Below are 21,389 nucleotides of genomic sequence, written 5' to 3'. Positions count from 1 at the left end.
GCGCGTCGTCTCCCGAAGAGCCGCAAAGGTGATCGCGGGTGCAAAATCTAGTGGTGTCCTGTCGGATATCACTTTCCTCCATCGTCCTAGGCGCGAACCCATCCAAGGAGAGAACAATGACCACCCAGCCTGCCGACGACCGCGAACTCGTGCTCACCCGGATTTTCGATGCGCCGCGCGAGAAGGTCTATCGCGCCTGGACCGAGCCGGAACTCATGAAACAGTGGTTCGTGCCGAAGCCGTGGACCCTTGCGGCAGCCGAGCTCGACGTGCGGGTGGGCGGCGGAACCCGCATCGTCATGCGCGACCCGGAGGGGAAGGACTACCCCAACGAAGGCGTCTATCTGGAGGTGGTGGAGAACGAGAGGCTCGTCTTCACGGACGCCTACACGGCAGGCTGGCAGCCTTCCGGCAAGCCGTTCTTCACCGGCATCATCACCTTCGAGGACGAGGGCGGCAAGACGCGCTACACGGCCCGCGCCCGGCACTGGACCATGGAAGACAAGAAGGCCCACGAGGAGATGGGCTTTCATGAGGGCTGGGGCCAGTGCGCCGACCAGCTTGCGGAGCTGCTGAAGACGATGTGAGAAAGCGGATGGTGGCTGGCGGATGGGGGAAAACCGTGCGGACGCGCTCCCCTGTTTGCGACGCGCTACTTCCGTTCGCTTTTCACCCCTCGATCCGTTCCCACCCGTTGGGCCCCAGATGCTCCTGCGGCGTGAATCGGACCTTGTAGGCCATCTTGCGTGAGCCGTTCACCCAGTAGCCGAGATAGACATGCGGCAAGCCCGCCGCATTTGCGCGGCGGATGTGGTCGAGAATCATGAAGGTGCCGAGCGAGCGCTCCTCCATCTCGGGATTGTAGAAGGAGTAGACCATCGACAGGCCGTCGGCCATCTGGTCCGTCAGCGCCACGGCGATGAGTTCGCCTTCGCCGCGTCCCGTGATGAAGGAGTCCGCGCCGCGGCGGCGATACTCGATCATCCTCGTGTCCACATGCGTGTCCTCGACCATCATCGCATAGTCGAGCACCGTCATGTCCGACATGCCGCCGCGCCGATGGCGCGCGTCGAGATAGGTCCGGAAGAGGGAATACTGCTCGGTCGAGGGCTCTGCCTGGTGCGCCGTGCCGATCAGGTCGGCATTGCGTTTCAGCACCCGCTCCATATTCTTCGACGGCTTGAATTCCTGCGCGAGGATGCGCACGGAAACACAGGCGCGGCACGTCTCGCAGGCCGGCCGGTAGGCGATGTTCTGCGACCGGCGGAAGCCGCCCTGCGTCAGGAGATCGTTCAGTTCGGGAGCCTTCGCGCCGACGAGATGCGTGAACACCTTTCGCTCGAACTGCCCTTCCAGATAGGGGCAGGGCGAAGGCGCGGTGAGGAAGAATTGCGGCGATTGCGTCGGGTGCTGCGTCATGGTCGGCGGGCGATGCTCCTATGCCCTTTTTGGAATTTCGATCCGTCGCGAGGCCTGCCAGACCGCGGATCTGCGGCAATTCTCTGCTATGCCGCTACTACCATGAACCGAAGCTGAAAAAGGTCAATGGGGTTCTTGCGGCGGCGTATCGCCGCCGCCCGATATGCTTAATCCGCACGGACGACGACCGTTCCAAGCAAGAGGTCGTGCAGCGTGCGCTTGTAGCTCAGGAACCACGTAGCGAGCAGGATGAGCGGCGTGAAGATCGCGTTGCCGAGCCAGAAGAGAATGGTGTGGACCACCGCCAGCGTCCAGTCGACGCGTCGTCCGTCGAGCCGTTCGAGCCGGATGCCCATCATCCGCATGCCGATCGTCGACTGGTGGCGCCCGCCGAGCGTCAGCGCTATATAGCTTAACGCGGTGATGGGGCCCAGGATGCCGAAAAGCAGCCAGCCGAGGCCGATCGTGACGACGCCGAGGATGAACACGAGAAGCCCGACGGGGATGAGAAGCAAGCCGATCAGGAGGTAGTCGACGCAGAACGCGATGACGCGTCGCGTCAGCACGCCGTCGAAGCTGCGCGCATCGAAGCGTTCTTCTCCGGTCGGCACATCGATTGTCTTTGCAACCATCGCAAGATCCTCATGACAGGGTCGGGCGCACTGAAGATGGGAACGATGCGCGTCTTTTCAAGCATGACGATGCGCTACGCGGTCAGGATCTCCGCCACTTCCGGCGCGAAATAGGTGAGGATGCCGTCGCAGCCGGCCCGCTTGAAGGCGAGCAGGCTCTCGAGCATCGCCTCTTCCCCGTCGAGCCAGCCATTGGCAGCCGCTGCCTTGATCATCGAATATTCGCCCGACACCTGATAGGCGAAGGTGGGCACGCCGAACTCGTCCTTGAGCCGTTGGATGATGTCGAGATAGGGCAGTCCCGGCTTCACCATCAGCATGTCGGCGCCTTCGGCCAGGTCCTGCTCGGCTTCCCGCACCGCCTCGTCGGAATTGGCCGGGTCGATATAATAGGTCTTCTTGTCGCCCTTGAGCAGGCCGCCGGTGCCGATCGCCTCCCGATAGGGACCATAGAAGACCGAGGCGAACTTGGTCGCGTAGGACATGATCGCCACGTCCTGGAAGCCGTCCGCATCGAGCGCGTCGCGGATGGCGCCGATGCGCCCGTCCATCATCTCCGACGGGGCGATGATGTCGGCGCCGGCCGCCGCCTGCAGCACGGCAGCCCGAGCCACCTGCGCCACCGTCTCGTCATTGACGATGATTCCGTCGCGCAGGATCCCGTCATGCCCGTGGCTCGTGAAGGGGTCCAGCGCCACGTCGGTGATGATGCCGATTTCGGGCACGGCGGCCTTGACGGCGCGGCTTGCCCGATTGATCAGGTTGTCCGGATCGAGAATCGCCGAACCGGCGGCATCCCGCTTGGCCATGTCGATGTTCGGGAAGGTGGCGATCGCCGGAATGCCGAGCTTCGCCGCCCGCTCCGCCTCGCGCACGGCGAGGTCGACCGAATAACGGAACACGCCGGGCATGGCCTCCACCGGCTCCCGCCGGCCCTGGCCCTCGACGAGGAAGATCGGCCAGATGAGGTCGTCCACCCGCAGGTGGTTCTCCTGCACCAGCCGGCGCGACCATCCGGCCTTGCGCATCCGGCGCAGGCGGCGCCCGCCCGTGATCTCGTCCACGGTGCGGATCGGTTCCGATTTGAGGCGGCTGAACTTGTTCAAGGCGTTTGCTCCGGTTCGGCGGATTTCTATCACGCCGCCGCGCCGGCGAACAACAAGTCCGGGACAAAACCTTTCCTCGCAGCAGCGGAAAGAAAGGGAGCGATTGACGCAACCCGGTGCCGCATATAGGTCACCCGGAAACCCGGTGATGCGGGAGGAGTTCGGCTTGGACCAAGAACCCACCAATGGCGGAGAGGTGCTTTTCGAGCGACGCGGCGGCGCGGGCGTGATCACGCTCAACCGGCCGGCAGCGCTCAACGCGCTCAATCACCGCATGATCCAGGCCTTGAGCCGGGCGCTTTCGGCCTGGGAGGAGGACGAGGCGGTGCGCTTCGTCGTCATCAAGGGCGAGGGCAGGGCGTTTTCGGCCGGCGGCGATATCGTCGATGTCTACAAGGCCGGCCGTGCCGGCAAGGCTTCGCCTGATTTTTTTGCCGACGAGTACCGGCTGAACGCCCATATCGCCCGTTACGGCAAGCCCTATGTGGCCCTGATCGACGGCATCGCCATGGGCGGCGGCGTGGGGGTCTCCTTCCACGGCTCCCATCGCGTGATGACGGAAAATGCCGTCTTTGCCATGCCGGAGGTGGGCATAGGCTTCTTTCCCGATGTCGGCGGCAGCCATCTTCTTTCGCGATTGGGCGGTTACGGGATGTACCTGGCCCTGACCGGGAACCGCATCGGTTGGGGCGATGCGCTGCGCGTCGGCCTCGCCACTCATGCGCTGAAGTCATCGGATCTGCCCGATCTGCTCGAGCGGCTCGCCGGTGCCGACCATCCCGACGATGTCCTTCTATCCCTTGCCGCGGATGTGCCGGCCGAGGGGGACGAAGCGCGTTTCCATGCGATCGACCGGCATTTCACCCTAGGCACGCTCGATGACTGCCTGGTGAGCCTGCAAAGGGCGGCGGAGCACGAGGAGGACGAGTTCGCGCGCGAGATGCTGTCAACGATCAGGACGCGCTCGCCCACCAGCCTCCATGTCGCCTTTCGCGAGCTTTGCCATGGCGCTATGTTCTCCATGGATGAATGCATGCGTATGGAGTTCAGGATCCTCGTCCGCATGCTGAAGAACCACGATTTCTACGAAGGCATCCGTGCGGCACTCGTCGACAAGACGAGGGATCCGTCCTGGAAGCCCGCATCAATCGAGGCGGTCGACCCGGCCGCCATCGACGCCTTCTTTGCGCCCCTGGCCGAGGGGGAACTCGAACTGTGAGCGACGAGGTGGCTACGCGGCTGCCCATCAGGCCGTCGCCTTACGAATATGCGCTCGAACTCCTGCAGCGCGGCGTGGCGCTCGTCTGCTTGGTCGAGGGTATCGCCTACTGGGTGCGGCTCCTCGGCTTCTTCGAAGGGGCGGCCTGGCGCTTCGACCTGATGCCGTTCTACTGGCAGGCGGCCGCCGTACCGCTTGCCGTTCTCTTTCCCTTCGCGGCGGTGGGTCTGTGGATGCTCGCGTCCTGGGGACCGGTGGTCTGGTTCCTCTGCGCGGCGGCGGAAATCGGCATGTACGGCTTCTTCCCCGAGCTCTATGGGCGCCACCACCTGATCATTGCCTTTCACGCGGTCGTCGCGCTTTGCTATGCCGTGCTGCGTCTCCTCCTTTATATCGAGCGCCGGCGGGCGGCCGATTAACCGAAGTTAACGCCTTTTTAGCCCTATGTGCAGGCTCTTGGTCGTAATGCGTTGTTAAGCTTGGCGTTTAAGTCGAATTTTAGGTGCTTTCGGTAGCGTGTGGCCCAAGGTGAAAGACAAAAACTCACCGGCGTCAAAACGAAAGGCACCAGTCATGATCAATTCGCGATCCGCGACACACGATAGGTCTATCCACGAAGAGCGCGAAAGCGGTCTGCGCTCGCTCTACCTCGAAGCCCTGCAACTCGTCGAGAAGCTGCATCGCCGCCTGCTCGACGTGATCAAGGACGAGTTCGAGCGGCAAGGCCGCAGCGACATCAATGCCATCCAGGCATTGCTGCTCTTCAACATCGGCGATGCGGAACTGACGGCCGGGGAGCTGCGCTCGCGCGGCTACTACCTCGGCTCGAACGTTTCCTATAACTTGAAGAAGCTCGTCGACATGGGCTTCATCCACCACCAGCGCTCACGCGTCGACCGCCGGTCGGTGCGCATCAGCCTGACGCCCAAGGGGCAGGAGATCGCCGACGTCGTCTCCAAGCTCTACGACCGTCACATCGGCTCGATCGAGCAGGTCGGCGGCATCAAGGCGGACGAGTTCCAACAGATGAACCGGGCGCTGCAGCGGCTCGACCGCTTCTGGAACGACACGATCGCATATCGCATGTAACCGGTGCCTGTTTGACGGCCGGGGGCGACCGGTCACTGCGAAACCGCGACCGCGAAAGGCCGGCGATCCGATCGGACGCCGGCCTCTTTTGTTTTTGGAGGAGAGTTTGTACCCGACGCTCCGTTCCGGTGCGTCATGCTAATACCATAATTTGCGCCAAATGGAGGACAGATGCCGTTGCCGAGGGGTATGCTGCGGCTCCCAGTCCTGCGAGGGGGCGCGCAAGTGCAAGCCTGTTGGCGAAAAATTAACGCTGTTTCGGCGAGTTTCAGCCGCAAGCCAGTGGTTGCCTTGATCATAGAGGATCGGAGATGAAGACCAGTCGCCGTGTTTTCCTGGGTGGAGCCGGAGCCGCGGCCGCCGCCGCGCTGGCGGGGTCCGCCAAGGCGCAGACCGCGTTCGACGCGATCATCAATGCCCCGCGCAGAGGGGCATGGGAGGACCAGTTCGACGCGGAAGTTGGCAGCGGTGGAGGGCCGGTCGCCTCCAACCTTCCGGTCCTGAGCCCTGAAACGGCAGGTTATGTCGAGAGCGCGATTGCAAGCTACTCGAACATCGTTGCGAGCGGCGGTTGGCCGACCGTGCCGGCGACGAAGAAGCTGCAGCTCGGCGTCATCGATCCCGATGTGGAAGCGCTTCGCCGCCGCCTGATGGTCTCGGGCGACCTCTCGCCGCGGGCAGGCATGTCCCCGGCCTTCGATTCCTATGTCGACGCGGCACTCAAGCGCTTCCAGGCCCGTCACGGCCTTCCCGCCGACGGCATGACGGGGCGCTATACTTACAGCGCGCTCAACGTCTCCGCTCCGATCCGGCTTGGACAGCTTCAGACCAATCTCGGGCGCTTGCGGGATCTGACATCCAAGGATCTCGGCCGCCGCTTCGTCATGGTCAACATCCCGGCGGCGCAGATCGAAGCCGTCGAGAACGGCCGTGTTGTCCTGCGGCATACGGCGGTGGTCGGCAAGATCGACCGCCAGACGCCGGTCCTGACCTCCAGGATCAACGAGATCATCCTCAATCCGTACTGGAACGCGCCGGTCTCGATCGTTCGCAAGGACATCATTCCGTTGATGCGCAAGGACCCCGACTACCTCGCCAACAACAATATCCGCATGATCGCGCCTGACGGAAGCGAAGTGGACCCGCTGACGGTCGACTGGTCGACGGAGGAGGCGGCGAAGTACCGCTTCCGCCAGGATCCGGGAAAGATCAACGCGATGGCCTCGGTAAAGATCAATTTTCCGAACTCCCACGCCGTCTATATGCACGACACGCCGCAGCAGAATCTCTTCCGCGACGAGGAGCGCTTCCACTCTTCGGGTTGCGTGCGCGTGCAGAACGTGCGCGATCTGGTCGCCTGGCTCCTGCGCGACACGCCCGGCTGGGACCGCCGCCAGATCGAGACCACGATCCAGACCGACGAGGACGTGCACGTCAACCTGTCCGAACCGGTGCCGGTGCACTTCGTCTACGTCTCCGCCTGGTCGACGGGCGACGGCGTGGTCCACTTCCGCGACGACATCTATGGCTTCGACGGGGCTGCGGAACTGCAGATCTCCACGGCGATCTGACCGCAGCCGGTCATGATATTCTCTGAGAGGCCGCCTCCGGGGCGGCCTTTTCCGTTGGCGGGTCGCTCCAGCGCGGCATGTCGTCCCAATATATGGCGGGCGGTCAAAAAATCCGCGCAACACATGGTGACGTGTGTGGAAAAATGGTAATGCGCGTGCTCCGCCCATGGAAAGCCTCACGAAGGGTGACTGCAATGGCACACGTATCGACCGCCGCGGCCGAGACCGAGACTTTTTTCTCCCGGCCGCTCGAGGAAGCCGATCCCGAGATATTCAGCGCGATTCGCAGCGAACTCGGCCGTCAGCGGCACGAGATCGAACTGATCGCCTCGGAAAACATCGTCTCGCGTGCGGTGCTCGAAGCGCAAGGTACGGTGCTCACCAACAAATATGCCGAGGGTTATCCGGGCAAGCGCTATTACGGCGGCTGCCAGTTCGTGGACGTGGTGGAGGAACTCGCCATCGAGCGCGCCAAGAAGCTCTTCCATTGCGAATTTGCCAACGTGCAGCCCCATTCCGGCAGCCAGATGAATCAGGCCGTCTTCCTGGCGCTGCTGCAGCCGGGCGACACTTTCATGGGGCTCGATCTCAATTCGGGCGGCCATCTTACCCATGGCTCGCCGGTCAACATGTCGGGAAAGTGGTTCAACGTCGTCTCCTACGGCGTGCGCCGCGACGACCACCTGCTCGACATGGACGAGGTGGAGCGGCTTGCCCGGGAGCACAAGCCGAAGCTCATTCTCGCCGGCGGCACCGCCTATTCGCGCATCTGGGACTGGAAGCGCTTCCGCGAGATCGCCGACAGTGTCGGCGCCTATCTGATGGTCGACATGGCCCATATCGCGGGCCTGGTGGCGGGCGGTGCGCATCCGTCCCCGCTCCCGCATGCCCATGTGGTCACCACCACGACCCACAAATCGCTCCGCGGCCCGCGCGGCGGCATGGTGCTGACCAATGACGAAGAGATCGCCAAGAAGATCAATTCGGCCGTCTTCCCGGGCCTCCAGGGCGGGCCGCTGATGCATGTGATCGCCGCCAAGGCGGTGGCGCTCGGCGAGGCGCTGCAGCCCGGGTTCCGCGCCTACGCGCAGCAGGTGGTGGCGAATGCACGGGCGCTCGCCGCGAGCCTCCGGGAAACCGGCCTCGAGATCGTCTCCGGCGGCACTGACAACCACCTGATGCTGGTGGACCTGCGCCCCAAGAACGCGACGGGCAAGCGCGCTGAAGCCGCGCTCGGTCGTGCCAACATCACCTGCAACAAGAACGGCATTCCCTTCGACCCGGAGAAGCCCTTCGTGACGTCGGGCATCCGGCTGGGCACGCCCGCCGGCACGACGCGCGGTTTCGGCGTGGCCGAGTTCGGCGAGATCGGCAAGCTGATCGCCGAGGTGATGGACGGGCTCAGGGCCGCCAATTCCGACGAAGGCAACCTCGCGGTCGAAGAGGCGGTGAAGCACAAGGTCATGGCCCTCACCGAACGCTTCCCGCTCTACCCGTATCTCGGGTAGACGCTTTGCGGCTGAGGTTCATGAGCGAAGGTTGAGATGCGCTGCCCCTATTGCCAGTCGGAAGACACCCAGGTGAAGGACTCGCGGCCGGCCGAGGATGGGGCGGCGATCCGTCGCCGCCGCGCCTGCCCGGATTGCGGCGGCCGATTCACGACCTTCGAGCGCGTACAGTTGCGCGACCTCGTCGTGATGAAACGCTCCGGCCGCAAGGTGCCCTTCGACCGCAACAAGCTGCAGCGCTCCTTCGACATCGCGCTGCGCAAGCGCAATGTCGAGCCGGAGCGGATCGAACGTGCGGTCACCGGGATCGTTCGCCAGCTTGAAAGCTCCGGCGAGAACGAGGTCGGCACCGGCGAGATCGGCCTTCTCGTGATGGAGGCCCTGAAGTCGCTCGACGATGTGGCCTATGTCCGCTACGCCTCCGTCTACCGGAATTTCCGCGAGGCGAAGGATTTCCAAGACGTGCTCGGCGAGCTCAAGGGCGAGCCGGAGGTGGAATAAGCGAGGTGCGACGCCGACCGCGGCAGCCCAGAGGGGCGAAAGAGCAGCTATCCTGCCATGCCGGGGCGTTTTGAATGCCCGGCGCTTCCGTTCCCGAGACAGACCGCCGCTTCATGGCGGCGGCGATCCGCCTGTCGCGCAGGCATCTGGGCCTCACGGGCACCAATCCCTCCGTCGGCTGCCTGATCGTCCGCGACGATGGCGCGGGGCCTTTCATCGTGGGCCGGGCCGTCACGGCCATCGGCGGCCGCCCGCACGCTGAAACGCAGGCGCTCGAGGAAGCGGGGGAGGCGGCGCGTGGCGCCACGGCCTATGTCACGCTCGAACCCTGCGCCCACCATGGCCGCACGCCACCCTGCGCCGAGGCGCTGATCGCGTGCGGGGTCGCACGCGTCGTTGGGGCGGCAAGCGATCCGGACCCGCGCGTGAGCGGCAAGGGTTACGCCATGCTGCGCACCATGGGGGTCGAAGTGGTCGAGAAAGTGCTCGCCGAAGAAGCGGCCGACCTTCTCGGCGGTTATCTCACTCGGTCCATGAAGAAGCGTCCTGAAGTGACGTTGAAACTTGCACTGTCCGCCGATGGAAAGATCGGCGTGAAGGGCCAGGGGCAGGTCCCCATCACCGGGGAGGTCGCCCGCGGCCAGGTGCATCTCATGCGCGCCGAGGCGGACGCCATCCTGGTCGGCATCGGCACCGCGCTTGCCGACGACCCGGCGCTCACCTGCCGCCTGCCGGGGCTGGAGGCGCGCTCGCCGCTGCGCATCGTGCTCGACCGTCACCTGCGCCTGCCGGCCGGTTCTCAACTCGCCCGTTCCGCGCGCGACGTGCCTCTCCTGGTCACCGCCGCAGGCGATGCGGACAGGGCGCGCCGTGCCGTGCTGGCGGATGCCGGGGTGCACCTTCTCGGTGTCGAGGCCTTCGACGGCCACATCGCCCTGCCGGAGCTTCTGGAGGATCTCGCCGCGCGCGGGATTTCCACCCTGATGGTGGAGGGCGGCGCGTTCACGGCCGGCGAGTTTCTCGGTGAAGGCCTTGTGGACCGGCTTTGCCTTTTCATCGGCTCGCGGGAAATCGGCGCGGCAGGCATTGCATCGCCCGTCGATCCCGGCCATATCCCGTCGGGCTTTCGGAAGCGATGCGAGGCGCGCTTCGGTAATGATCTTTATCTCGAATATGTGAGGGCCTGATGTTCACGGGCATCATCACCGATGTGGGCACGGTTCAGCGGGTGTCGCCGCTTCAAAAGGGGCTGCGGCTCAGGGTCGAGACGAATTACGACCCGCGGAGCATCGATATCGGCGCATCCATCGCATGCGCGGGCGTGTGCCTCACCGTCGTGGCGCTTCCAGAGGAAGGCTCCAATCGGCGCTGGTTCGAGGTCGAGGCCTGGGACGAGGCGCTGCAACTCACGACGGTTGCGGACTGGAGGGAGGGCGCCCGCATCAACCTCGAACGCGCCCTGAAAATGGGCGACGAGCTTGGCGGGCACATCGTCTCGGGCCATGTGGATGGAACGGCCGTCATCCTTGAGCGCAGGGAGGAGGGCGATGCAGTGCGGTTCGAACTCGAGGCGCCGAAGGAACTGGCGAAGTTCATCGCGCCCAAGGGCTCCGTCGCCCTCGACGGCACTTCGCTCACGGTGAACCGCGTCGAGGGCAGCCGCTTCGACGTGCTCCTGATCCAGCACTCACTGGTCGTGACCACCTGGGGCGAGCGCCGGCCGGGCGACAAGGTCAATCTCGAGATCGATACCATGGCGCGCTACGCCGCACGGCTTGCGGAGGCGACCAAAGAGGCCTAATCGGCTCCTCTCGCCGGAGACAGGAAATGACAGACAGGAAGAAACTTCTCATCGTGGAAGCCCGTTTCTACGACGATCTGGCCGATGGCCTGCTCGAATCGGCCAGGGAGGCCCTCGACGAGGCCGGGGCGGACTATGACGTGGTGACGGTGCCGGGCGCGCTGGAAATCCCCGGCGCCATCGCGCAGGCGCATGGCGCTGCCCGGAAGGGAGGCGTGGCCTATGACGGCTATGTCGCCCTCGGCTGCGTGATCCGCGGCGAGACCTATCATTTCGAGATCGTCTCGAACGAATCGGCGCGCGGTCTCATGGACCTGACGGTGAGGGAGGGGCTTGCCATCGGCAACGGCATCCTCACGGTCGAGAATGAGGAGCAGGCCTGGGTGCGGGTGAGGGGACAGGAGGAGACGGGAACCGTCGAAAGCGCCGGCAAGGGCCGTGGGGCCGCGGATGCTGCGCTTCGCATGATCGAACTCAAGAAACGCCTTGGAGCGTAAGCGTTGACGAAACCTGCCGAACCGGGCCGTCCCGACAACTTCCGTCCCGCCAACAAGCGCGGTGCCGCACGGCTTGCCGCCGTGCAGGCGCTTTACCAGATGGATGTGGCCGGTTCCGGTCTCCTGGAGACCACTGCCGAATACGAGGCTTTCCGCCTCGGCAAGGAAATCGACGGCGACGTATACCGCGAGGCCGACGCGCAATGGTTCCGCGCGATTCTTGCCGGGGTGGTCGAGAACCAGACCTTCATCGATCCGGTCATCCGCCAGTCTCTCACGGAGGACTGGCCGCTTTCGCGCCTCGATTCCACTCTTCGAGCCATCCTGCGTGCAGGCGTCTACGAATTGACGCGGCGCGCGGACGTGCCGATGCCCGTCATTGTCTCCGAATATATCGACATCGCCAAGGCCTTCTATGGCGAGGAAGAAGAGCCTAAGCTCGTCAACGCCGTTCTCGACCGCGTGGCGCGCCGGGTACGGGGTGAAGGCAGGGGCAGGGATGCTTCGTGACGACGGAAGCCCTTTATCGTGAGGCGAGACGCACCGCTCTGGTTCTGGCGGCGGCGCAGGCGGTCGTCGGCGCCGCGGCGCCAATCGCGATCTCGCTAGGGGGCCTGGCGGGGAGCTATCTGCTCGGTCCCGACAAATCGCTCGCCACCGTTCCCGTCACCGGTTTCAATGTCGGCGTTGCTCTCACCACCATTCCCGCGGCGCTGCTTGCCAGCGCGCTCGGCCGCCGCTACGGGCTCATTTCCGGCACGGGCGTCACCGCCATAGGCGGCGTGGTTGCCGCCTTCGCCTTGTTCCAGGCGAATTTTTGGCTGTTCGCTTTCGGCCTGCTGCTCATCGGCGGCGGCAACGCCTTCCTGCAGCAATACCGTTTCGCAGCTGCCGACAACGCCCCGTCGGACTTCAAGCCGCGCGCCATTTCCTGGGTGCTTGGGGGAGGGGTGGTTTCCGCCATTCTCGGACCGCAGGTGGCGATCCACACGCGCGAATTCTTCGCGCCTGTCATGTTTGCGGGCGCCTTCGCCTCGATCATCGGCCTCGCCGCGCTCGGCGCGATGATCCTCTCGCTGCTGCGGCTCAGGAAGGACGACGCTTCCTCGGACGCTTCGCGCGAAGGTGAGCCCGCGCGCCCGCTGGGTGAAATCCTGTCGCGCCCACGTTTCATCACGGCGCTGTTCTGCGGCGTGAGCTCCTTCGCGCTCATGAGCTTCGTCATGACGGGCGCGCCGCTCGCCATGGTGGGGTGCGGCTTCACGCCGGACGAGGCGACGCTCGGCATCTCCTGGCATGTGCTTGCCATGTTCGCGCCGAGTTTCTTTACCGGCAACCTGATCGCGCGCTTCGGAAAGGAGCGCATCGTGGCGGCCGGCCTCCTCCTCCTCATCGGCTGCGGACTCGTGGCGCTTTCCGGCCTCCAGCTCTGGCAGTTCTGGCTGGCGCTGGTGCTTCTCGGCGTCGGCTGGAATTTCGGCTTCATCGGGGCGACCGCCATGGTGGCGGAATGCTACCGCCCGTCCGAGAAGAACAAGGTGCAGGGCGTGCATGATTTCCTGCTGTTCTCGACCGTCGCCTTCTCCTCCTTCATGTCCGGCCGTGTTTATCACGGTTTCGGATGGGAGGCGCTGAACTGGGTGATTTTCCCGGTCGCGGGCTTCGGCCTCGTGATTCTCGGCCTCCTGGCGCTGCGCCGCCGGCGGATGCGCCTTGCCTGATTTCGAAAGCCGGATAACCCGTCTGCGAACAATGGTTATACGAAGACCTTGACGGGACGCGGTGTCTTTCACAAAGTCGCGACCTGGGGTGCGGCATTTTCCGCCGTGGCCTTTCTCTAGGCCCGGGAGGGGTTCCAGCGGGCCGAAATCAAAGGATTGTTTGGCAATGACCATGCTTTACGTCGTCATCGCCTGCGGCCTGCTCTCTGTCCTCTACGCCATATGGGCTACGAGATCGGTCCTTGCGGCCGATCAGGGCAATGCACGCATGCAGGAAATCGCCGGTGCCATTCGGGAGGGGGCGCAGGCGTATCTTACAAGACAATACACCACGATCGCCATCGTCGGCGTGATCGTCTTCCTTCTGGCCTGGTGGCTGCTCACGTCGGTGGCGGCGGTGGGCTTCCTCATCGGCGCCGTTCTTTCGGGCGCAGCCGGCTTCATCGGCATGCATGTCTCCGTCCGCGCCAATGTGCGCACCGCGCAGGCCGCATCCAACAGCCTGGGGGCGGGCCTCGATATCGCCTTCAAGTCCGGCGCCATCACAGGCATGCTGGTGGCCGGCCTCGCTCTTCTCGGCGTGGCGGTGTACTACTGGGTACTGATCGGTCCCATGGGGTACGGTGCCGCGGACCGCCCCGTGATCGATGCGCTGGTGGCGCTCGGCTTCGGGGCTTCGCTCATCTCCATCTTCGCGCGTCTCGGCGGCGGCATCTTCACCAAGGGTGCGGATGTCGGCGGCGATCTGGTGGGCAAGGTGGAAGCCGGCATTCCCGAGGACGATCCGCGCAATCCGGCCACCATCGCCGACAATGTGGGCGACAATGTCGGTGACTGCGCCGGCATGGCGGCGGACCTTTTCGAGACCTATGCCGTGACGGTGGTGGCCACCATGGTGCTTGCCGCCATCTTCTTCAGCGGCACCGAGGTGCTTGCGAGTGTGATGATCTATCCGCTCGCCATCTGCGGCGCCTGCATCATCACCTCGATCATCGGCACCTTCTTCGTGAAGCTCGGCAGCAACAACTCGATCATGGGAGCCCTCTACAAGGGCCTGATCGTGACGGGGCTGCTCACCATCCTCGGCATCGGTGCGGCCACCTCGCTCACGATCGGGTGGGGCGAGATCGGCACGGTCAACGGTGCCGTCGTGACGGGCACGAACCTGTTCGTCTGCGGTCTGGTCGGCCTTGTCGTGACCGGGCTCATCGTCGTCATCACCGAATACTATACCGGCACGGGCAAGCGCCCGGTAAATTCGATCGCGCAGGCGTCCGTCACCGGCCATGGAACGAATGTCATCCAGGGTCTCGCCATCTCGCTGGAGGCGACCGCACTTCCGGCCATCGTCATCGTCGGCGGCATTCTGTCCACCTACCAGCTTGCCGGCCTGTTCGGCACGGCGATCGCCGTCACCACCATGCTGGGCCTTGCCGGCATGATCGTGGCGCTCGATGCCTTCGGGCCCGTGACCGACAATGCCGGCGGTATCGCCGAGATGTCGAGCCTGCCGCCGGAGGTGCGCCAATCGACCGACGCGCTGGATGCGGTGGGCAACACCACAAAGGCGGTGACGAAGGGCTACGCCATCGGTTCGGCCGGTCTCGGCGCACTCGTGCTCTTTGCCGCCTATTCCTACGATCTGCAGTATTTCGCGGCCAACAGCGCGGAGTTCCCCTATTTCGCGGATGTGGGCGATATCTCATTCTCGCTTTCCAATCCCTATGTGGTGGCGGGGCTGATCTTCGGCGGTCTCATCCCCTATCTCTTCGGCGGCATGGCCATGACCGCCGTGGGCCGCGCCGGCAGCGCGGTTGTGGAGGAGGTGCGCAGGCAGTTCCGCGAGAAGCCCGGCATCATGGAAGGCAAGGAGCGCCCGGATTACGCGCGGGCGGTGGACATGCTCACCAAGGCGGCGATCCGCGAGATGATCATTCCCTCGCTGCTTCCGGTGCTGGCGCCGCTCGTGGTCTATTTCGGGGTGCTGCTGATTTCCGGTTCCAAGGCTTCCGCCTTCGCCGCGCTCGGCGCATCTCTTCTGGGCGTGATCGTCAACGGTCTCTTCGTCGCCATCTCGATGACCTCGGGCGGCGGCGCGTGGGACAACGCCAAGAAGAGCTTCGAGGACGGGTTCGTCGACAGGGCCGGCGTCAAGCACATGAAGGGCTCCGACGCCCACAAGGCATCGGTGACGGGCGATACCGTGGGCGATCCCTACAAGGACACGGCCGGTCCGGCCGTCAATCCGGCCATCAAGATCACCAACATCATGGCGCTCCTGCTGCTCGCGGTCCTCGCCCACTGACGGCAGCATATGACGAACAAGAAGGCCCGCGAACCGCGGGCCTTCTTCTTACAGGGATTGGGGAATTCTCGGCTTACTGCCCGCCGCCGCCCGCCGCGCCCAGCGGATTGGCTGGCATTCCGCCCTTGGCCACGCCCGAGATCATCTGCGCAATGAAATTCTGGTCGCGACCGCTCGTCGGCGTCGTCCGCGAGATGAAGTCGAACACCTTGCCGTCCTTGAGGCCGTAATGGGCGATCTGCGTCACGCGCTGATCGGGCCCGAAATAGACGGCAAGCACCTGCTGGTCGACCAGCTTGGGGTTCATGAAGGCCGCACCCCGCACACGCTTCTGCGAGATATAGTAGAAGACCTCGTTGTCGAAGGTGGCCGTCGTGGATGGCGTGCCCAACGCGAGGAGCACCTGCTCGCGGCTGGACCCAACCGGCACCAGCTCCAGTGCCTGCGGATCGATGACATAGCCCTGGGTCAAGGTCTCCCGCGCATTGAGCGTCGAAGTCACATTGCTGCAGCCCGAGACCGCCAAGGCGGCACCGCCCACCGAAGCGGCAAGAAGCACCCGACAGGCATGGCTCCCATTGATTTTCCGTACCCGCAATGACATCTCCTTGATTCCCTGTGCCCGCCCGAGGCGGGCCGCCACCTTGCACAGGTCGGCAAAACCGGTAAACCAGCTTTCGCGCCGATGCAACTGGACCGATCACGGGTTCAGCCTGCAAGGGCGGTCGAATCCAAGCCGAAGGAGGCGTCCCTCATGTTCCAGTGGCCGTTCGGCGCGCAGAAGCGCGCCCGCCGACTTGTGGTGGAGGCGCTCTATGGGAAAATCGTGGCGGCAGCGCGGCGGCCGCAGCTTTACGCGGACTGGCATGTGCCGGATACGCCGCTCGGCCGCTTCGAAATGCTGTCGCTGCATCTTTTCCTTTTGCTGCACCGCCTGCGCGGCGAAACCGGCCCGCTCCAGGAGGTCGCGCAGGAGACGACCGACCACTTCTTCCGCGAGGTGGATCACTCCTTGCGCGAACTGGGCATCGGCGATCTCGGTGTGCCCAAGCGCATCAAGAAGCTCGCGCGCATGTTCTATGGCCGGCTTTCCGCCTACGGTCAGGCGGTGGATGCCGGCGACGAGGCCGCGCTCGCCGAGGCGCTGCGGCGGAACATCGTGCCCGACCGCGCAGTATGGAATGAAGCGGCGGCATTGGCGACCTATATGATGGAGGCCAACCACGCGCTTGCAGGGCTTGGGCGCGACGCGTTTCTTGCCGGAAGACTTTCCTTCCCGCCTTTGCCGCAGGAGGAGTAAGCCATGGAAATCCAGTCGGAAAAGAGCCCCGTCTCCCATGAATTGAATGTGCGCACCCTCCCGGCCAAGGGGGTGACGGTGGAAATGGAGGCCGACCCGGAACAGCGGTCGGACCTTGCGCGCATGCATGGACTGCTCTCGGTGGAGCGGTACCGGGCCGAACTCGTCGTCCGCCCGTGGAAAAAGGATGGTGTCCAGGTTTCAGGCCGCGTCGAGGCGGATATAACCCAGGCTTGCACCGTGACGCTCGATCCCCTGCCGGCGCGAATCGACACGGAGGTCGTAGCGATTCTCGTGCCGGAAGGATCGCGGCTGGCGCGGATCGAGGCCGACAGCGGGGAAATCTTCGTCGAGCCCGATGGCGACGACCTGCCGGAGGTCTTCGAGGGCGATTCGGTGGATGTGGGCGCGCTAGCCGAGGAATTCTTCGAGCTTGCCATCGATCCTTATCCGCGCAAGGCCGGCTCGCAGATCGGCGGGCCGGCGGAAGACGAAGACGCGCAAGAGGGTGGCGGACCGCTCTATGAGGCCATGAAGAAGCTCAAAGGGAATGGCTGACCAAGTGCAAAGCTGTGAAATGAAGGTTGTACCGCGGCGCAAACGCGTTATTTTCGCCGCACTTTCCAAGGGGCTCCGTTCCGTCCGACAGCTGAGGCATGCCGCGTGATACGCATATCGATCGATGCAATGGGCGGAGACCACGGCCCGGAAGTGACGCTTCCGAGCCTTCTGCGGGTGGCCGAGCGCCGGCCAGACGCGCGCTTTCTCATCTTCGGGCGCGAGGAAGAGGTTCGCCCCGTGCTCGACCGGCTGCCGCGCCTTGAGGAGGTGAGCGACTTCACCCATTGCGAGGTGGCCGTGCGCATGGACGACAAGCCGAGCCAGGCGTTGCGGAACGGCCGCTGGAAATCCTCCATGTGGCGGGCGATCGAAGCGGTGAAGAACGGTGAGGCGGATGCCTGCGTTTCGGCCGGCAACACCGGCGCGCTGATGGCCATGTCGAAATTCTGCCTGCGCACCATGGCTGATGTGGAGCGTCCGGCGATCGCCGCCATCTGGCCGACCATCCGGGGCGAGAGCATCGTGCTCGATGTCGGCGCAACGATAGGGGCGGACGCCCAGCAACTCGTGGATTTCGCGATCCTCGGTGCGGCGATGGCAAACGCCCTGTTCGATATCGACCAGCCGACGGTCGGCCTCCTCAATGTCGGCGTCGAGGAGATCAAGGGCCAGGAAGAGGTGAAGGAGGCGGGCCGCATGTTGCGCGACGCCGCGCTCGGCACCATGCAGTACCAGGGCTTCGTCGAAGGCGACGATATCGGCAAAGGCACCGTCGATGTGGTCGTGACGGAAGGATTCGCGGGCAATATCGCGCTTAAGACCGCGGAGGGGACCGCACGCCAGATCGCCGAATATCTGCGTGCGGCCATGAGCCGGACGCTGATGGCGCGCATAGGCTATCTCTTTGCGCGCGATGCCTTCCAGCGCCTGCGCGAGAAGATGGACGTGCGCAGGACCAATGGCGGCGTGTTCCTGGGCTTGACGGGAATCGTGGTGAAGAGCCACGGCGCCGCTGACGAGGAAGGATTTGCCGCCGCCGTGGAGCTCGCCTACGAGATGGTCAAGAGCGGCGTTTTCGAGAGAACGCGCGCCACGCTCGACCTTTACCATGCGCACAGGCCGGTGACGCCCACGGGGGCGGTCTCCAATGCTTAGGAAAACGGTATGATCAGATCCACGGTGCGTGGCGTCGGCTCGGCCTTGCCGCGTCGCATCATGACGAACAAGGATTTCGAGACGCTGGTGGAGACCTCCGACGAGTGGATCGTCCAGAGGACGGGCATCCGCCAGCGCCACATCGCCTCGGACGACGAGACCACCGCCTCGCTGGGCGAGGCGGCCGCGCGGCGCGCCCTCGATGCCGCGGGGCTGACGCCGGCCGACATCGACCTCATCGTGCTGGCCACCTCGACGCCCAACAACACCTTTCCCGCCACCGCCGTCGAGATTCAGGAACGGCTCGGCATGCATCACGGCTTCGCCTTCGACATGCAGGCCGTCTGCAGCGGCTTCGTCTATGCCGTCACCTCGGCGGACCTTCATATCCGCGGCGGGCTTGCCAGGCGCGCGTTGGTGATCGGCTCGGAGACCTTCTCGCGTATCCTGGACTGGACCGACCGCACCACCTGCGTGCTGTTCGGCGATGGCGCGGGCGCGATCGTGCTCGAGGCGACCGAGGGGCAGGGGACGATCGCCGACCGCGGAGTCCTGGCGGAGGCCCTGCGCTCGGACGGTTCCCACAAGGAAAAGCTGTATGTGGACGGCGGCCCTTCCACGACGCAGACGGTCGGTCATCTGCGCATGCAGGGCCGCGAGGTCTTCAAACATGCCGTGGGTATGATAACCGACGTGATCGAAGACGTCTTCCGCAAGGCCGGCATCACGGCGGAGGACATCGACTGGTTCGTGCCGCACCAGGCCAACAAGCGCATCATCGACGCTTCCGCCAGGAAGCTCGGGATCGCAGAGGAGAAAGTTGTCATCACCGTGGAGCTCCACGGCAACACGTCCGCAGCCTCCGTGCCGCTGGCGCTCGGCCACGCCGTGTCGGCGGGCAAGATCCGGCCGGGCGATCTCGTGCTTCTGGAGGCGATGGGCGGCGGCTTCACCTGGGGCGCGGTGCTCGTACGCTGGTAGATTTTTTGATGGCCCGAGGGCACTTCGGAGTCCTTGACCTTGGTCATCCAATTTTTTAACGTTCGCGCGTCGCTTGTATTTTCAATAGTTTCGATGATTGGAAGGGCCGGATGGGGGGAAAGACGGTGACACGAGCCGATCTCGCCGAGGCTGTCTACCGCAAGGTGGGCCTCTCGCGCACCGAGTCGGCCCAGATCGTCGAGATGGTGCTGCAGGAAGTCTGTGACGCCATCGTGCGCGGTGAAACAGTGAAGCTTTCTTCTTTCGCCACCTTCCAGGTCCGCGACAAGAACGAACGCATCGGTCGCAATCCGAAAACCGGCGAGGAAGTGCCGATCCTTCCGCGCCGGGTGATGACCTTCAAGGCGTCGAACGTGCTCAAGAGCCGCATCCTGAAGGCGCACCAGGCTCGCAAGGCCGGCAAGGAGCATTGACCGCAGTCGGCCTGCAGCCTCACGGGGGCTCCGTCCGCCGCTCTTGTCATGGACGCGCCTGCCTGCTGAAATGATCGGATCGAGTCGCAGGAGGCTTGGACATAAATGGACAAGAGCCCGGACGCGTTCCGCACCATCAGCGAGGTTGCCGAGGATCTCGATCTGCCCCAGCACGTGCTGCGTTTCTGGGAGACGCGGTTCTCGCAGATCAAACCGCTGAAGCGCGGCGGCGGCCGCCGCTATTACCGCCCGCAGGATGTCGAACTGATCAAGGGCATCCGGCACATGCTTTACGACCAGGGCTATACGATCAAAGGGGTGCAGAAGCTCTTGCGCGAGAACGGCAACCAGTTCGTGGCCGCCATCGGGCGCGGCGATGTCGCCGCGGTCGAGGTGATCGCCCAGCAGAAGGCGGCGGAAAGGGCCGCGTCGGAGGATGACCTCGTCGGCAAGCCCAAGGTGAAGCCCAGCCTGCGCTTCTTCGGCATGGGACGGGGCGACGAGGAGGGGCCGGTCTCTCCCGACGACAACAAGCTTTCGCGCGACAACCGCGCGCTGCTCCAGGAGGCGCTGTTCGATCTCCTGGAATGCAAGCGCCTGCTCGACCAGGTGCGCTGAAGCCCCGGGTTTCTCGCCGGGAGGAACACGAAATCTGTCTGTCTTCCGGGGAGCCACCGCAACTGCGCAAGCATTCGGTGCAATGACCAGACGCGAAAGCGGGCGTGGCCACGGTGAAGCGTGGCTTGAGTTCGGAACAGGGAATCGACGACGCCCTTCGCGCCCCCTCAACCGGCCAGGAAAAGCGCCCGCGCTCCATCGGCAACGAATTGCACGGCAAGGGCGGCGAGCAGGACGCCGAGCAGGCGTGTGAGAATCGAGCGGCCGGTTTCGCCGAGGAAGCGGTCGACGCGCTCCGCGAGCACGAAGACGAGATAGGTGATGAGGATGATAACCAGCAGAATCATCGCCAGCATGGCTTGGCCGCCGATGCCTGCGAAACTGGCGGAGATAAGGAGCGTCGCCGAGATCGCCCCCGGTCCGGCGATGAGGGGGATCGCCAGGGGAAAGGCGGCGATGTTGCGGATCGTGTCGCGCGTGATCGCCCGTTCGGCGCTTCGCTCATGCCGCTCCTGCCGGCGCTCGAAGATCATCTCGAAGGCGATGACGAAGAGAAGCAGCCCGCCGGCGACGCGAAACGCCGGAAGCGTGATGCCCATGACCGAGAGGATGGAACTGCCCGCCAGCGCGAACACTACGAGCACGCCGAGCGAAATCACGCTGGCGCGAACGGCGACCTGGTTGCGCTCGGCCCGGTTCATGCCTGTTGTGAGCGCCAGGAAGAGGGGCGCCAGGCCCGCCGGGTCGACGGTCACGATCAGCGTGACGAAGGCGTTCAGGACCGCCTCGAAGGAAGGCATGGCTATCTCCGATTCTCGTCCGGCATTCAGCCTATATCGGGCCGGCAAATGCAATGCGGGAGGCGCTTGCGGACATCGGAGACCTTGGCATATCCGCCGTCCGCGCACCTTTTCGCCACATTTTGCTGCGGGCGCGAAAGATAGTCCTTATCCTATTGGAAAATCGGGCGA

24 protein-coding genes are annotated in these 21,389 nt (G+C 64.5%); 19 read left to right on the top strand and 5 right to left on the bottom strand.

Going from position 1 to position 21,389, the window contains the following annotated elements:
* The first annotated feature begins 116 nt into the window (after positions 1-116).
* A complete protein-coding gene (locus tag PVE73_RS15235) occupies positions 117-587 on the top strand; it encodes an SRPBCC family protein (RefSeq protein ID WP_277363064.1) in 471 nt (156 codons plus the stop codon).
* A gap of 82 nt (positions 588-669) precedes the next feature.
* Here the strand turns inward: PVE73_RS15235 and PVE73_RS15230 are convergent, their stop codons facing one another.
* The 3 genes from PVE73_RS15230 to hemB all read right to left on the bottom strand — a co-directional run bounded on the left by PVE73_RS15230 (position 670) and on the right by hemB (position 3,157).
* Entirely contained in the window at positions 670-1,419 is a 750-nt protein-coding gene (locus tag PVE73_RS15230; RefSeq protein ID WP_277363063.1) for an arginyltransferase, read from the bottom strand.
* A 167-nt stretch (positions 1,420-1,586) separates the two neighbouring features.
* Positions 1,587-2,051 carry an RDD family protein gene (locus PVE73_RS15225; protein ID WP_277363062.1) on the bottom strand — a complete coding sequence of 155 codons (465 nt, stop codon included), beginning with the start codon at positions 2,049-2,051 and terminating at the stop codon, positions 1,587-1,589.
* Between the two features lie 74 nt (positions 2,052-2,125).
* Positions 2,126-3,157: a porphobilinogen synthase gene (hemB, locus tag PVE73_RS15220; RefSeq protein ID WP_277363061.1), complete on the bottom strand. Its 1,032-nt coding sequence runs from the start codon at positions 3,155-3,157 to the stop codon at positions 2,126-2,128.
* 166 nt (positions 3,158-3,323) lie between these two features.
* Between hemB and PVE73_RS15215 the strand changes: the two genes are divergently transcribed.
* The 12 genes from PVE73_RS15215 (at position 3,324) to PVE73_RS15160 (ending at position 15,369) form a co-directional block, all read left to right on the top strand.
* A complete protein-coding gene (locus tag PVE73_RS15215) occupies positions 3,324-4,376 on the top strand; it encodes an enoyl-CoA hydratase/isomerase family protein (protein ID WP_277363060.1) in 1,053 nt (350 codons plus the stop codon).
* Positions 4,373-4,795, top strand: a complete 423-nt coding sequence (locus PVE73_RS15210) for a DUF6163 family protein (protein ID WP_277363059.1) — start codon at positions 4,373-4,375, stop codon at positions 4,793-4,795. The genes PVE73_RS15215 and PVE73_RS15210 overlap by 4 nt, the downstream gene beginning before the upstream one ends.
* 154 nt (positions 4,796-4,949) lie before the next feature.
* On the top strand, positions 4,950-5,465 hold the full coding sequence (locus PVE73_RS15205) for a MarR family winged helix-turn-helix transcriptional regulator (RefSeq protein ID WP_277363058.1): 516 nt from the start codon (positions 4,950-4,952) through the stop codon (positions 5,463-5,465).
* 311 nt (positions 5,466-5,776) lie between these two features.
* A complete protein-coding gene (locus PVE73_RS15200) occupies positions 5,777-7,036 on the top strand; it encodes a L,D-transpeptidase family protein (protein ID WP_277363057.1) in 1,260 nt (419 codons plus the stop codon).
* 194 nt (positions 7,037-7,230) lie between these two features.
* Positions 7,231-8,544, top strand: a complete 1,314-nt coding sequence (glyA, locus tag PVE73_RS15195; protein WP_277363056.1) for a serine hydroxymethyltransferase — start codon at positions 7,231-7,233, stop codon at positions 8,542-8,544.
* Positions 8,545-8,580: 36 nt separating this feature from the next.
* The gene (nrdR, locus tag PVE73_RS15190) at positions 8,581-9,045 is read left to right on the top strand and encodes a transcriptional regulator NrdR (protein WP_277363055.1); all 465 of its coding nucleotides are present in this window, start codon (positions 8,581-8,583) and stop codon (positions 9,043-9,045) included.
* Between the two features lie 74 nt (positions 9,046-9,119).
* Positions 9,120-10,232, top strand: a complete 1,113-nt coding sequence (ribD, locus tag PVE73_RS15185) for a bifunctional diaminohydroxyphosphoribosylaminopyrimidine deaminase/5-amino-6-(5-phosphoribosylamino)uracil reductase RibD (protein WP_277363054.1) — start codon at positions 9,120-9,122, stop codon at positions 10,230-10,232.
* On the top strand, positions 10,232-10,846 hold the full coding sequence (locus PVE73_RS15180; RefSeq protein ID WP_277363053.1) for a riboflavin synthase: 615 nt from the start codon (positions 10,232-10,234) through the stop codon (positions 10,844-10,846). The genes ribD and PVE73_RS15180 overlap by 1 nt, the downstream gene beginning before the upstream one ends.
* Before the next feature lie 26 nt (positions 10,847-10,872).
* A complete protein-coding gene (ribH, locus tag PVE73_RS15175; RefSeq protein ID WP_277363052.1) occupies positions 10,873-11,343 on the top strand; it encodes a 6,7-dimethyl-8-ribityllumazine synthase in 471 nt (156 codons plus the stop codon).
* A gap of 3 nt (positions 11,344-11,346) precedes the next feature.
* Positions 11,347-11,853: a transcription antitermination factor NusB gene (nusB, locus tag PVE73_RS15170; protein WP_277363051.1), complete on the top strand. Its 507-nt coding sequence runs from the start codon at positions 11,347-11,349 to the stop codon at positions 11,851-11,853.
* A complete protein-coding gene (locus PVE73_RS15165) occupies positions 11,850-13,064 on the top strand; it encodes an MFS transporter (protein WP_277363050.1) in 1,215 nt (404 codons plus the stop codon). The genes nusB and PVE73_RS15165 overlap by 4 nt, the downstream gene beginning before the upstream one ends.
* 166 nt (positions 13,065-13,230) lie before the next feature.
* A complete protein-coding gene (locus tag PVE73_RS15160; protein WP_277363049.1) occupies positions 13,231-15,369 on the top strand; it encodes a sodium-translocating pyrophosphatase in 2,139 nt (712 codons plus the stop codon).
* Between the two features lie 73 nt (positions 15,370-15,442).
* Here the strand turns inward: PVE73_RS15160 and PVE73_RS15155 are convergent, their stop codons facing one another.
* The gene (locus tag PVE73_RS15155) at positions 15,443-15,973 is read right to left on the bottom strand and encodes an outer membrane protein assembly factor BamE (protein WP_277363048.1); all 531 of its coding nucleotides are present in this window, start codon (positions 15,971-15,973) and stop codon (positions 15,443-15,445) included.
* A gap of 150 nt (positions 15,974-16,123) precedes the next feature.
* Between PVE73_RS15155 and PVE73_RS15150 the strand changes: the two genes are divergently transcribed.
* The 6 genes from PVE73_RS15150 to PVE73_RS15125 all read left to right on the top strand — a co-directional run bounded on the left by PVE73_RS15150 (position 16,124) and on the right by PVE73_RS15125 (position 20,418).
* Positions 16,124-16,669 (top strand): ubiquinol-cytochrome C chaperone family protein, encoded by a 546-nt coding sequence (locus PVE73_RS15150; RefSeq protein WP_277363047.1) that lies wholly within the window; start codon positions 16,124-16,126, stop codon positions 16,667-16,669.
* A gap of 3 nt (positions 16,670-16,672) precedes the next feature.
* Positions 16,673-17,227, top strand: coding sequence for a DUF177 domain-containing protein (locus PVE73_RS15145; protein ID WP_277363046.1), 555 nt, complete (start codon positions 16,673-16,675; stop codon positions 17,225-17,227).
* A gap of 105 nt (positions 17,228-17,332) precedes the next feature.
* The gene (plsX, locus tag PVE73_RS15140; protein ID WP_277363045.1) at positions 17,333-18,385 is read left to right on the top strand and encodes a phosphate acyltransferase PlsX; all 1,053 of its coding nucleotides are present in this window, start codon (positions 17,333-17,335) and stop codon (positions 18,383-18,385) included.
* Positions 18,386-18,394: 9 nt separating this feature from the next.
* Positions 18,395-19,366 (top strand): beta-ketoacyl-ACP synthase III, encoded by a 972-nt coding sequence (locus PVE73_RS15135; RefSeq protein WP_277363044.1) that lies wholly within the window; start codon positions 18,395-18,397, stop codon positions 19,364-19,366.
* A gap of 110 nt (positions 19,367-19,476) precedes the next feature.
* Entirely contained in the window at positions 19,477-19,800 is a 324-nt protein-coding gene (locus PVE73_RS15130) for an integration host factor subunit alpha (RefSeq protein WP_277363043.1), read from the top strand.
* A gap of 105 nt (positions 19,801-19,905) precedes the next feature.
* The gene (locus PVE73_RS15125) at positions 19,906-20,418 is read left to right on the top strand and encodes a MerR family transcriptional regulator (protein ID WP_277363042.1); all 513 of its coding nucleotides are present in this window, start codon (positions 19,906-19,908) and stop codon (positions 20,416-20,418) included.
* Positions 20,419-20,585: 167 nt separating this feature from the next.
* Here PVE73_RS15125 and PVE73_RS15120 read toward each other — a convergent pair whose 3' ends face one another.
* Positions 20,586-21,218 (bottom strand): MarC family protein, encoded by a 633-nt coding sequence (locus PVE73_RS15120; RefSeq protein ID WP_277363041.1) that lies wholly within the window; start codon positions 21,216-21,218, stop codon positions 20,586-20,588.
* Positions 21,219-21,389: the final 171 nt, after the last annotated feature.

It is taken from the genome of Chelativorans sp. AA-79, assembly GCF_029457495.1.
In the GTDB taxonomy this organism is placed as follows: Bacteria; Pseudomonadota; Alphaproteobacteria; order Rhizobiales; family Rhizobiaceae; genus Chelativorans.
Note: the sequence above shows the minus strand (reverse complement) of the source record. Positions and strands in the feature narration are given on the sequence as shown.